This is a genomic window from Bacteroides sp. BFG-637 (assembly GCF_024793605.1).
In the GTDB taxonomy this organism is placed as follows: Bacteria; Bacteroidota; Bacteroidia; order Bacteroidales; family Bacteroidaceae; genus Bacteroides; species Bacteroides vicugnae.
This window is the reverse complement of sequence record NZ_JANUPD010000002.1, coordinates 1,064,154-1,077,335: the sequence shown is the minus strand read 5'-3', so window position 1 is coordinate 1,077,335 and position 13,182 is coordinate 1,064,154. Positions and strand designations below refer to the sequence as shown.

Annotated in this window: 8 protein-coding genes; all 8 read left to right on the top strand. The window is 42.2% G+C overall.

What is annotated here, in order from left to right; genetic code table 11:
• The first annotated feature begins 478 nt into the window (after positions 1 to 478).
• The gene (locus NXX38_RS04695) at positions 479 to 2,539 is read left to right on the top strand and encodes an acetate--CoA ligase family protein (RefSeq protein ID WP_148365674.1); all 2,061 of its coding nucleotides are present in this window, start codon (positions 479 to 481) and stop codon (positions 2,537 to 2,539) included.
• Between the two features lie 99 nt (positions 2,540 to 2,638).
• Positions 2,639 to 6,655 (top strand): two-component regulator propeller domain-containing protein, encoded by a 4,017-nt coding sequence (locus tag NXX38_RS04690; RefSeq protein WP_148365672.1) that lies wholly within the window; start codon positions 2,639 to 2,641, stop codon positions 6,653 to 6,655.
• Positions 6,656 to 6,711: 56 nt separating this feature from the next.
• Entirely contained in the window at positions 6,712 to 7,719 is a 1,008-nt protein-coding gene (locus NXX38_RS04685) for a family 43 glycosylhydrolase (protein ID WP_217720909.1), read from the top strand.
• Positions 7,720 to 7,758: 39 nt separating this feature from the next.
• On the top strand, positions 7,759 to 9,054 hold the full coding sequence (locus NXX38_RS04680) for a Gfo/Idh/MocA family oxidoreductase (protein ID WP_258978683.1): 1,296 nt from the start codon (positions 7,759 to 7,761) through the stop codon (positions 9,052 to 9,054).
• Entirely contained in the window at positions 9,051 to 9,293 is a 243-nt protein-coding gene (locus tag NXX38_RS04675) for a hypothetical protein (protein WP_117932775.1), read from the top strand. Before NXX38_RS04680 ends, NXX38_RS04675 begins: the two co-directional genes overlap by 4 nt.
• 26 nt (positions 9,294 to 9,319) lie before the next feature.
• Positions 9,320 to 10,738, top strand: a complete 1,419-nt coding sequence (locus tag NXX38_RS04670; protein ID WP_148365666.1) for a Gfo/Idh/MocA family oxidoreductase — start codon at positions 9,320 to 9,322, stop codon at positions 10,736 to 10,738.
• 62 nt (positions 10,739 to 10,800) lie between these two features.
• Complete coding sequence (locus NXX38_RS04665) at positions 10,801 to 12,150, top strand: DUF1080 domain-containing protein (protein WP_258981869.1); 1,350 nt, start codon at positions 10,801 to 10,803, stop codon at positions 12,148 to 12,150.
• Positions 12,151 to 12,290: 140 nt separating this feature from the next.
• The gene (locus NXX38_RS04660; RefSeq protein ID WP_234133746.1) at positions 12,291 to 13,094 is read left to right on the top strand and encodes an FAD:protein FMN transferase; all 804 of its coding nucleotides are present in this window, start codon (positions 12,291 to 12,293) and stop codon (positions 13,092 to 13,094) included.
• The last annotated feature ends 88 nt before the right edge of the window (positions 13,095 to 13,182 follow it).

The window sequence follows — 13,182 nt, the reverse complement described above, 5'->3', positions numbered from 1 at the left end:
CAAAGAGGTAAAAGAGTCTTTTGGGTACAGATTTTCTTCTGGTTGCTCCTGAAATAGTGAGATGCTAATGGTGTTAATTTGAAATGTGGAATTGAGATAATCGATTCCTTTTTATATATAATCTCTTTGAACTATTAATTTAATTCGTTTTAATCTCTATTTCGTGTGAATTTGAAATTTACAAATGGTCTCTCTTTCCCTTTTTTGATACACATTGATTTTTGTGGTGTATATTCCAGATTCTCCATCAGTTTTATATCCGTTTTTTCTGCATAAAAATAATTTCATCTCTGATGATCAGAATTTCATGAAGAGATGACGGCTTCCATTTTTCAAAAAGTTAGTATAATCTATTTGTAATCTTAATCTTTTTCTTTTTTACAGTCTGTTTTTATATACAATTCTTCCCTTTTTCTTTCTTTTTTCTCATAAGAAAGAATATATTTGTATTTAAGTTAAACGAAAACCAAAGCATGATATGATAACAACCCAGTTGCTTCGTCCTGAAAGCATTGTTGTAGTAGGGGCATCGAATAATGTACATAAGCCGGGTGGCGCAATATTAAAGAATTTGATAAACGGAGGTTATCAGGGAGAACTTCGGGCGGTGAATCCGAAGGAGAAGGAGGTGCAGGGAGTTCCCGCTTTTGCGGATGTGAATGATCTGCCGGATACAGATCTAGCGGTGTTGGCTGTGCCTGCTTCGATGTGTCCTGATATAGTAGAAACATTGGCTAGTAAGAAACAGACCAGAGCATTTATCATACTTTCGGCAGGTTTTGGTGAAGAGACTCACGAAGGGGCATTGTTGGAAGAACGCATTCTGGAAACAGTCAATAAATACGGGGCCTCATTGATTGGACCTAATTGTATCGGATTGATGAATACATGGCATCATAGCGTGTTTAGCCAGCCAATTCCTAATTTGAATCCGAAAGGGGTGGATTTGATTTCCAGTTCCGGTGCTACGGCGGTATTTATTCTGGAAAGTGCTGTGACAAAAGGTTTGCAATTTAATTCTGTCTGGTCGGTGGGAAATGCCAAGCAGATCGGGGTAGAAGATGTATTGCAATTTATGGATGAAAACTTTGATCCTGAAAAAGATTCCCGTCTGAAACTACTTTATATTGAAAGTATTCAGAATCCGGACCGGTTGTTATTCCATGCCTCCTCTTTGATTCGAAAAGGATGCAAGATTGCAGCAATCAAAGCTGGCAGTTCGGAGAGCGGAAGCCGGGCGGCATCTTCCCATACAGGCGCAATTGCCAGCTCCGATTCGGCGGTGGAGGCCTTGTTCCGTAAAGCGGGGATCGTACGCTGTTTCTCCCGCGAGGAATTGACTACCGTAGGTTGCGTGTTTACTTTGCCCGAATTGAAAGGAAAGAATTTTGCCATTATCACCCATGCCGGAGGGCCGGGAGTGATGCTGACAGATGCGTTGAGTAAAGGCGGGCTGAATGTTCCTAAACTGGAAGGAGAAATAGCCGAAGAACTAAAAGCTCAACTGTTCCCCGGTGCTGCCGTCGGGAATCCTATTGATATTCTGGCTACCGGAACACCGGAGCATCTGCGTCTTTGCATTGACTACTGCGAGGAGAAACTCGACAATATAGACGCCATGATGGCCATCTTCGGAACTCCGGGACTGGTTACCATGTTTGAAATGTATGATGTGCTTCATGAGAAGATGCAGACTTGCAGGAAACCAATTTTTCCCATCCTTCCTTCTATTAATACAGCCGGGGCAGAGGTTGCCGCCTTCCTGGCAAAAGGACACGTGAATTTTGCAGATGAGGTGACCTTGGGCACTGCTCTTTCCCGTATTGTCAATGTTCCTAAACCGGCAGTTCCTGAAATTGAACTGTTCGGAGTAGATGTACCGAGGATTCGTCGTATTATCGATTCTATTCCGGAGAATGGCTATATTGCTCCCAATTACGTACAAGCATTACTGCATGCTGCCGGTATTCCGCTGGTAGATGAGTTTGTTTCCGATAATAAAGAGGAGATAGTAGCCTTTGCCCGTCGGTGCGGATTCCCGGTAGTTGCCAAAGTCGTTGGTCCTGTGCATAAATCGGATGTCGGTGGTGTAGTTCTGAACATCAAAAGCGAGCAACATCTGGCACTGGAATTCGAACGTATGATGCAGATTCCTGATGCAAAGGCAATTATGGTACAGCCGATGCTGAAAGGTACGGAACTGTTTATCGGTGCAAAGTATGAAGAGAAGTTCGGTCATGTGGTACTTTGCGGTTTGGGAGGTATTTTTGTGGAGGTGCTGAAGGATGTGTCTTCCGGTCTGGCTCCGCTTTCCTACGAAGAAGCCTACTCAATGATTCATTCGCTGCGTGCCTATAAAATCATTCAGGGAACACGGGGACAAAAAGGAGTCAACGAAGATAAGTTTGCTGAAATTATTGTTCGTTTGTCCACTTTGTTACGCTTCGCTACAGAAATCAAAGAAATGGATATAAATCCGCTTTTAGCTACGCAAAAGGCAGTTATAGCAGTTGACGCGCGTATCAGGATAGAAAAATAGGACTATTCTTTCATTCATTGAGACATATTTACTATCTTTCCGCTGTGATTTTGCCTACATTTGGTAACTCAAACGGAAAGATAGAAAACACGTATGTTTATGAAGAAAGTTCTAATACTTTTGATCTGTTTAATAGGCTATCAGATAGGCTGCCATGCACAAATGGCGGACGAACATTACTATTTTAAAAATCTTAGTGTACAAAACGGATTATCCCAGAATACGGTCAATGCAATTTTGCAGGACAGACAAGGTTTTATGTGGTTCGGTACAAAAGATGGCTTGAATAGATATGACGGTTTGTCATTCCGTAGATTCAAACATGATGACCGTACGCGGCGGAGCATCGGTAATAATTTTATCACAGCACTTTATGAAGATGCGAAAGGAGATATCTGGGTAGGTACCGATGTAGGACTTTATATCTATCATCCTGAAAAAGATTCTTTCCGGCACTTTGCCGAATTGAGTGAGGAAAACACTAAAATAGAACATACTGTAACTGCAATTTCCGGAGACAACAAAGGATGTGTCTGGGTGGCGGTAGAATCACAGGGGTTATTTTGTTATGACCTGGAGGAAGGAAAACTCCGGAACTATACATTAAAGAATTTTTCTTTTCTTACCACCAATATCCAGTCTTTTGTCTTCGATAATAGCGGAACTCTCTGGATCGGTTGCTATGGTGACGGGCTTTTTTATTCGAAAGACCGTTTAAAAACTCTTCAGCCTTATGTTTCGCCCGTAGATAATCGGGAAATCTATGCCAATGATGTCGTGACATCTCTGGTGAGAGGAGCATATAATTGTCTATATGTAGGTTCTTTAAAAGGAGGAGTGAAAGAGTTGAACCTGACTTCCAACAAACTGCATGACTTGCTTTCGGAGGATGAAAGTGGAGAGTCTGTTTTTTGTCGTGAACTGCTGGTTGCTTCTGACAATGAATTGTGGATTGGTGCAGAATCGGGACTTTATATTTATAATCTCCGGACGGCCAAACATGTTCATTTGCGCAGCTCGATTAACGATCCTTATTCTTTGTCCGATAATGCTATCTATTCATTGTGCAAGGATCGTGAGGGCGGCATTTGGATCGGTTCTTATTTTGGCGGTGTGAACTACTATCCGCGTTTTTATACGTATTTCGAAAAATATTATCCGAAAGGAACAGATAATGGTTTGCATGGAAAACGGGTACGTGAGTTCTGCCTGGATAATCAGGGTATTCTGTGGATTGGTACGGAAGACGGTGGTTTGAACCGTTTCAATCCGAGGACCAAGACTTTCTCCTTTTTTACACCTAGCAGTGCTTTTACAAATGTGCATGGGTTGTGTTTGATTGATAATTATCTTTGGGTAGGAACCTTCTCAAAAGGAGTGAAAGTGGTGGATACGCATACAGGGGCTATTGTGAAAACCTATCAGAAAACAGATTCTCCCCGTTCATTGATAGACAATAGTGTGTTCTCTATTTGCCGTACAACGACAGGTGATATTTATCTGGGAACTTTATTCGGCTTGCTCCGATATAATAAACAGTCTGATGATTTCGACCGGATACCGGAACTGAACGGCAGGTTTGTATATGATATAAAGGAAGATTCCGGCGGTAATCTATGGCTGGCAACTTATGCAAATGGAGCTTATTGCTACAATGTGAGCGAAAAGAAATGGAAGAACTATTTGCACGATGAAAATAATCCGAAGAGCCTTCCGTATGACAAAGTATTGAGCATCTTTGAAGACTCTCACCGGCAAATCTGGCTGACTACCCAAGGAGGAGGGTTCTGTCGTTTTCAGCCGGAAACAGAAACATTCGTCAATTATAATTTGTCTGCCGGATTGCCGAACGATGTTGTATACCAGATTGTGGAGGACAAAGATGGATTTTTGTGGTTGACAACTAACAACGGTCTGGTTTGCTTCCGACCTACCACTGGAGTGATGAAAGTATATACCACCTCCAATGGTTTGTTGGGCGATCAGTTTAATTATCGTTCAAGCTTTGAGACCGAGGATGGTACGATCTATTTGGGTAGCATTGATGGTTTTATCGCTTTTAATCCTAAGAATTTCTCGGAGAATAAGTTCATTCCGTCTGTTGCCATTACTGATTTCTTCCTGTTTGGTAAGGAGGTATATGCCGGCGAACCGGGATCTCCGTTGGAGCAGAGTATAACTTTCTCCGACCAGCTTGTGCTTCAATCCAATCAGAACTCTTTTTCTTTCCGTGTAGCAGCATTGGATTTCCAGGCTCCGAAAACGAGCCGGATTATGTATAAACTGGAGGGCTTTGATACGGATTGGCTGACGGTTGGCGAAAGCCCTATCGTTACTTATTCCAATCTTCGTTATGGTGATTATACTTTCCGGGTGAAGATTGCTAACAGTGATGGTATATGGAGTGACAACGAAGTGTCATTAGGGGTACATATTCTTCCTCCTTTCTATCTCTCTATATGGGCGTATTGTGTGTATGCTTTGCTGATTATCGGCTGTTCCCTGTATACGGTTATGTACTTCAAGAGACGTAGTAACAGCAAGCACCGCAGGCAGATGGAGAAATTCGAGCAGGAGAAAGAGCGTGAAGTCTACCATGCAAAGATTGATTTCTTTACGAATGTGGCCCATGAGATACGTACACCGTTGACGCTGATTAAAGGTCCATTGGAAAACATTATATTGAAGAAACAGGTCGATGCGGAAACGCGGGAAGACTTGAATGTAATGAAGCAGAATACAGAACGGCTGTTGAACTTGACTAATCAGTTGCTTGACTTCCGTAAAACGGAAAGTCAGGGATTCCGTTTGAATTTTGCGAAATGCAATGTAACGGAGGTATTGAAAGAGACTCATGTGCGTTTTACTTCTCTTGCCAAACAGAAAGGCCTGGAGTTCACCTTGCAAGTGCCTGAAAAGGACTTCTATGCACATGTGAACCGGGAAGCGTTTACGAAGATTATCAGTAATCTGTTGAATAATGGGGTGAAGTATGCTGAAAGCTATGTACACATATCTTTGGAAGTGCCGGAAACGGATGATAACAATTCATTCTGTATTCGTACGGAAAATGATGGAGTGATTATTCCCAATGAGATGAAGGAGGAAATATTCAAGCCTTTCGTTCGTTTCAATGAAAAAGAAGACGGAAAGGTGACTACCGGAACTGGAATCGGCCTGGCTCTTTCCCGTTCATTGGCCGAGTTGCATCAAGGGACACTGGCTATGGGAGAAGGAGAGAAAAACAATACTTTCTGTCTGACCTTACCGATTGTTCAGGATATGACAATTACCTTGACTCCGGAACCGGAAGGTGAAGTAGACAAGATGAGTGAGATTCCTGCCGGGGAGCCGGAAAAGAAAGATAACCGACCTACAGTGCTGGTTGTGGAAGACAATCCGGATATGCTTGCCTTTGTAGTGCGCCAGCTGTCGAAAGAATATACAGTATTGACTGCTACCAATGGTGCGGAAGCGTTGCAAGTGTTGGACGGCAATTATGTGAACTTGGTGGTTAGTGATGTTGTGATGCCTGTGATGGATGGTTTTGAATTGTGTAAGACGATTAAGTCGGATTTGAATTATAGCCATATCCCCGTCATCCTGTTGACTGCGAAGACAAATATCCAGTCTAAGATAGAAGGAATGGAGTTGGGGGCCGATGCTTATCTGGAGAAGCCTTTCTCTGTGGAATACTTGCAGGCTTGTGCTTCCAGCCTTATCCAGAACAGGGAGAAATTGCGTAAGGCTTTTGCACAGTCTCCTTTTGTGGCAGCCAATACGATGGCGTTGACGAAGGCCGATGAAGATTTTATAAAGAAGCTGAACGAGGTGATTCAAATGAATTATAGTAATCCGGAATTTAGTATGGATGATATGGCGGATAGCTTGAATATGAGCCGTTCCAATTTCTATCGGAAGATAAAAGGAGTGCTGGATTTGAGCCCGAATGAATATCTTCGTCTGGAACGTTTGAAAAGAGCTGCCCAATTATTGAAAGAGGGAAAAAACCGGGTGAATGAGATTTGCTACATGGTAGGATTCAATTCTCCGTCTTATTTTGCCAAGTGTTTCCAAAAACAATTTGGAGTGCTACCAAAAGATTTTGTAAGTTAATATTGATTTAGAGCTATAAAGATAAGGTAAAAAGGAACTTTTAAAAGAATGATTTGATGAAAAAGTATGTAAATTTGTTCGTTTTCATTTTCATGGTGGGTACTTGTTTTTCGCAGAACAAAGCACAGACGAAATCTGCAGTGAGCTATAAGAATCCGGTTGTAGATATTGCTATGCCTGATCCTACAGTGATTAAGGCTGCGGATGGTTATTTTTATGTGTATGCTACCGAATCTACCAGAAACGTTCCGATCATGAAGTCGAAAGACCTGGTGCAATGGACTTTTTGTAACACGGCATTCACAAATAAAACTCGTCCCAGATTTGAACCTAAAGCTGGGATTTGGGCACCGGACATCAATTATATCAACAATAAATATGTACTTTATTATGCGATGTCGGTGTGGGGAGGAGAACAGACGTGTGGAATTGGAGTAGCTACGGCCGACTCTCCACAGGGACCTTTTACGGATCATGGTAAGATGTTCCGTAGTAATGAGATCGGTGTGCAGAATTCGATCGATCCCAGCTTCCTGCAATATGAAGGGAGAAACTATCTGGTATGGGGAAGCTTCCGGGGAATATATGTTATTGAGCTGACTGAAGATGGTCTGTCGTTGAAGCCGGGAGCGGAAAAAAAGAGAATAGCAGGAACTGCTTTTGAAGCTGCCTATATTCATAAGCACGGCGATTATTATTATATGTTTGCCTCTATCGGAAGTTGTTGCGAGGGGATTAGGAGTACTTATAAAGTTGTAGTGGGCCGCTCTAAAAAAGTCTGGGGACCATATAAAGATAAGTCGGGCAAACCGATGTTGAAGAATGGTTATTCTTTGGTGATAGGTGCGAATAATCATTTTGTAGGCAATGGACATGGCTCACAGATTATCCGGGATGATGCGGGGCAAGACTGGCTTTTGTATCATGGCTTTTCAAGATCGGCTCCGGAGAATGGACGTATCCTGTTGCTGGACCAGATCAAGTGGGATAAAGAAGGATGGCCTTATGTGGAAGGTGAAGCTCCTTCTTACGAAACACAAAAAGCACCTGTATTTAATAACTGATTTTCAGATAAACTAATTATAATCTTAAATACCACAAGCATGAAACATACCCCTATTAGCAGGCGGGATTTTCTAAAGAATTTAGGCATGGCTGGGGCTGGCACTCTTCTTGCAGCGAGCCCTTGGCTTTCTGCTTTTTCGGAGGTGACGAACACCTCAAACGAAAAGTGTCGTCTGGCAATTATCGGTCCTGGTTCCCGAGGACGTTTTTTAATGGGATTTTTGGCTAAGAATCCCAAAGTCGATATCGTAGCATTGTGTGACATTTATAAACCATCTATCGAAAAAGCGTTGGAGCTTGTCCCTAATGCCAAAGTATATGGTGACTACCGGGAAGTGCTGGAAGATAAGTCGATAGATGCCATACTCGTAGCTACTCCTCTTAGCTCGCATTGTAAAATCGTATTGGATGCTTTCGACGCAGGAAAGCATGTGTTCTGTGAGAAGTCGATAGGCTTTACGATGGAAGAGTGTTACCGTATGTATCAGAAGCACCGTAGCACAGGGAAGATTTTCTTCACAGGGCAACAACGTTTGTTCGATCCTCGTTACATCAAAGCGATGGAGATGATTCATGCGGGTACCTTTGGTGAAATAAATGCAATCCGTACTTTCTGGAACCGGAATGGCGATTGGAGACGCTCGGTGCCTTCACCTAATCTGGAACGTCTGATAAACTGGCGTCTTTATAAGGAATTTTCGAAAGGACTGATGACGGAACTTGCTTGCCACCAGCTTCAGATTGGAAGTTGGGCTTTGCGTAAGATTCCCGAGAAGGTAATGGGGCATGGTGCCATTACTTATTGGAAGGATGGCAGAGATGTGTATGACAATGTGAGTTGTGTATATGTCTTTGATGATGGGGTGAAGATGACATTTGACTCCGTTATTTCCAATAAGTTCTATGGACTGGAAGAACAGATCATGGGTAACCTCGGCACGGTAGAACCGGAAAAAGGAAAATATTATTTTGAGAATGTGGCTCCTGCACCGGCTTTCTTGCAGATGGTGAATGATTGGGAAAACAAAGTTTTCGATTCTCTTCCTTTTGCAGGAACGAGCTGGGCTCCGGAAACAGCAAACGAGAATAAAGGAGAATTTATTATTGGAGAACGTCCCAAGAGTGACGGTACGTCCTTATTGCTGGAAGCGTTCGTTGAAGCCGTCATAACACAGAAACAACCGGAAAAAATAGCGGAAGAAGGATACTATGCAAGTATGCTTTGTTTGCTGGGACATCAGGCATTGGAGGAAGAGCGGACGCTCTATTTCCCCGATGAATATAAAATAGATTATCTGAACCATCAATCTGTAAAAACACCCGAAGCAGTATGAAAGACACGATTGTAACCGCACGACGAAAGAAAATAGAGTTAATCACTTTACTTATTTGTTTCGTAGTATCCAATTTGATACACCTCTATGCAATTATTGCTTATCATGCGCCATTTACGGAGATGATAACCTCTATTTTCTATATCATCATATTTGCTTTTGTGCTTTATGCTTTTTGGGGGATTTTGCGTCTCTTGTTTTATGGGCTACGGGCACTGTTTACTCGTTCACGAACTTAATCAATATCAATGAAAATAAATAACTTATGGTAACACGAAGAGATTTTCTGAAAACGATGTCAATGGCTTCTGCCGGATTGGCGTTGGGAGCAGGTGACTTGCTGCATGCTCAAACGATTTCACCCAAGAAAGGAAGGGGTGACAAGGTAAAGATAGCTTATATCGGTATTGGTAACCGCGGGGAGCAGATTATTGAAGATTTTGCGCGGACAGGTATGGTAGAAGTGGTAGCGTTATGTGATGTGGACATGGGTGCCAAACATACGCAAAAGATAATGGCTAAATATCCGAAAGCAAAACAGTTCAGGGATTTCCGCCAGATGTTTGATAAAGCAGGTAATGAGTTTGATGCTGTAGCGATTGCTACTCCCGACCATTCACATTTCCCGATCAGCATGCTGGCATTGGCATCCGGAAAACACGTATATGTAGAAAAACCACTGGCGCGTACTTTCTACGAAGCCGAGTTGTTGATGCAGGCTGCGCTTAAACGTCCTAACTTAGTTACCCAGGTCGGAAATCAGGGACATTCTGAAGCAAACTATTTCCAGTTTAAAGCTTGGATGGATGCGGGAATTATCAAAGATGTTACCGCTATCACTGCCCATATGAATAACCCGCGGCGTTGGCATAAATGGGATACTAATATCTATAAACTTCCTTCGGGACAGCAACTGCCGAAAGATATGGACTGGGACACTTGGCTCGGAGTTACCCCTTATCACGAGTATAATAAAGATTATCATTTAGGACAATGGCGTTGCTGGTATGATTTTGGTATGGGTGCATTGGGCGACTGGGGGGCACATATCCTCGATACGGCTCACGAATTTCTGGAACTGGGATTGCCTTATGAAGTCACCATGCAATACGCAAATGGTCATAATGATTATTTCTTCCCTTATTCTTCCACGATTCTCTTCCGTTTCCCGCAACGTAAAGGAATGCCACCGGTAGACATTACCTGGTATGACGGTCTGGATAATCTTCCTCCTATTCCTGCCGGTTATGGAGTTTCGGGATTGGATCCGAACATTCCTTCGACGAATCAGGGAGATACTCCTGCGGCTAAATTGAATCCGGGAAAGATTATCTATACGAAAGACTTAATCTTTAAAGGGGGGAGTCATGGAAGTACTTTGTCTATTATTCCGGAAGAGAAAGCGAAAGAGATGGCTGGCAAATTACCGAAGGTTCCTAAAAGTCCTTCCAATCACTTCGAGAACTTCTTATTGGCATGTAACGGCATTGAAAAGACGCGCTCACCGTTCGAAATCAACGGTGTTTTGAGTCAGGTGTTCTCACTGGGTGTAATGGCTCAACGTCTTAATACACAACTGTTCTTTGACAGCCGCACGAAGCAGATTACAAATAATGAATTTGCTAATGCCATGTTGGCGGGACTTCCGCCGCGTAAGGGTTGGGATGAATTTTATAAATTATAAATAAAAACAGCTTTTTCCATTCCTTTCTCCAGGAGAAGGGGATGGAGAAGGACCAATAAATAATCATGAAAAATATTGTATTAACTTTACTTTTATTTTGTGCCGCTTCGTTGGGTGCACAAAACTGGGAACCTCTTTTCAACGGGAAAAACCTGAAAGGATGGAAGAAATTGAATGGCAAAGCCGAGTATAAAATTGTAGATGATGCCATTGTCGGTGTATCTAAGATGGGAACTCCCAACACTTTCTTGGCAACTACAAAGAATTATGGTGACTTTATTCTTGAATTTGACTTCAAGATAGATGATGGTTTAAATTCCGGTGTACAGCTTCGCAGTGAAAGTAAGAAAGACTATAAGAAAGGTCGCGTACACGGTTATCAGTTTGAGATTGATCCTTCTAAGCGTGCTTGGTCGGGTGGCATTTATGATGAGGCACGTAGAAACTGGCTTTATCCTTTGACGCTGAATCCGTCGGCAAAAACTGCTTTTAAGAATAACGCATGGAATAAAGCCCGTATTGAAGCTGTTGGTAATTCGATCCGTACCTGGATAAACGGAGTACCTTGTGCTAATATCTGGGATGACATGACTCCTGTAGGTTTCATCGCTTTGCAAGTACATGCTATTGGAAATGCAGCAGATGAAGGAAAAACAGTTAGCTGGAAGAATATCCGCATTTGTACGACGGACGTAGAGCGCTATCAGACACCGGAAGCGCAAGCTGCACCGGAAGTGAATCTGATTGCCAACACGATTTCTCCTAGCGAAGCAAAAGAAGGCTGGGCTCTATTATGGGATGGCAAGACTACTGACGGATGGAGAGGTGCTAAACTTTCTACTTTCCCTGCAAAAGGCTGGAAGATAGAAAATGGTATTCTGAAAGTAATGAAGAGTGGTGGAGCTGAATCTGCTAATGGTGGTGATATTGTGACTACCCGTAAATACAAGAATTTTATTCTGAAAGTAGATTTCAAGATTACTGAAGGTGCAAATAGCGGAGTTAAATATTTCGTAAATCCGGGGCTGAATAAGGGTGAAGGTTCTGCTATCGGCTGCGAATTCCAGATTCTTGATGATGACAAGCATCCTGATGCAAAACTGGGTGTGAAAGGCAACAGAAAGTTGGGGTCTTTGTATGACTTGATTCCGGCTCCAAAAGATAAACCTTTCAATAAGAAAGAATTCAATACTGCTACTATCATTGTAAAAGGTAATCACGTAGAACATTGGTTGAACGGAGTTAAGCTGATTGAATATGATCGTAACAATGATATGTGGAATGCATTGGTAGCATACAGTAAATATAAAAACTGGCCTAATTTCGGAAATTCGGAGGAGGGTAATATACTTCTTCAAGACCATGGAGATGAAGTATGGTTTAAGAATGTAAAGATTAAAGAACTGGAATAGTTCCGTTTTCTAGTTATTAGGAGATACGTTAAAACTCTTTTATGATTTTTCAGGCACGGATTACACGGGTTTCACGGTTACGCTAATGAAATAAAAACCGTGTAATCTGTGTAATCCGTGCCTAATTTGTATTTTATACGATGCAGACCACTATTCAACATCTATACAAACCGTCAAATGATGATAATTCCTTGTTTTATGCCTGGTTTCTTGCCATGCATACGCGGGTGGATATTATCCTATGCAGCCGGAAGTCGGAAGGAGAATTACTGCTTGTGGTCAATCGTATTTATGATGCATTGTGCCGGTTGGAAAAGATGGCGAACTTTTATAATCCGGCCAGTGAATTGTCTGTTGTCAACCGGACAGCCTTTGTTTCTCCGGTCGTTCTTAGCGAAGAACTTTATTCAATGATCGATTTATGTTTGGAATATAACAGCAAGACTTTGGGATGCTTTGATGTCACAGTTCATTCGGAAAATTATAACCAGAACACAATACATTCAGTACATTTATCAGCCGGAGATCATAGTATCTGTTTTTCACAGCCGGGAGTAACTATCAATTTGTCCGGCTTTCTCAAGGGATATGCTTTGGAAACAATCAGAGGTATATTGAATGAGGCTCTGATAGAGAATGCATTGATAAATATGGGAAACAGTTCCATTCTTGCTTTGGGTAATCATCCGGTAGGTTCGGGATGGAAAATTAATGATATACTTCTTCACAACGAATGCCTTACAACCTCCGGCAATGACTCTCCCAATCGTCGGCACATCGTTTCTCCCCGAAATGGGAAATTGGTGGAAGGCGTTAAACAAATTGCTGTAGTAACGACTGACGGATCAATAGGGGAAATCTTGTCTACCGGCTTATTTGCCGCTGATAGCGAACAGCGTGAAGCCTTGTTGGGTATATATCGACAATATCGCGTGTATATATAAGCTGTGCTGGTAAGTTTTTTTGTAGAGCATGCGCTATTCTTTAATTCTATTTTGGAAGGTTAATATTCTTTTCATAAGTATTCGTGTA

Bases quoted from the DNA above. Each gene is read 5' to 3' on its own strand.
- NXX38_RS04695 (WP_148365674.1), top strand. From the start codon at position 479: ATGATAACAACCCAGTTGCTTCGTCCTGAAAGCATTGTTGTAGTAGGG.
- NXX38_RS04690 (WP_148365672.1), top strand. From the start codon at position 2,639: ATGAAGAAAGTTCTAATACTTTTGATCTGTTTAATAGGCTATCAGATA.
- NXX38_RS04685 (WP_217720909.1), top strand. From the start codon at position 6,712: ATGAAAAAGTATGTAAATTTGTTCGTTTTCATTTTCATGGTGGGTACT.
- NXX38_RS04680 (WP_258978683.1), top strand. From the start codon at position 7,759: ATGAAACATACCCCTATTAGCAGGCGGGATTTTCTAAAGAATTTAGGC.
- NXX38_RS04675 (WP_117932775.1), top strand. From the start codon at position 9,051: ATGAAAGACACGATTGTAACCGCACGACGAAAGAAAATAGAGTTAATC.
- NXX38_RS04670 (WP_148365666.1), top strand. From the start codon at position 9,320: ATGGTAACACGAAGAGATTTTCTGAAAACGATGTCAATGGCTTCTGCC.
- NXX38_RS04660 (WP_234133746.1), top strand. From the start codon at position 12,291: ATGCAGACCACTATTCAACATCTATACAAACCGTCAAATGATGATAAT.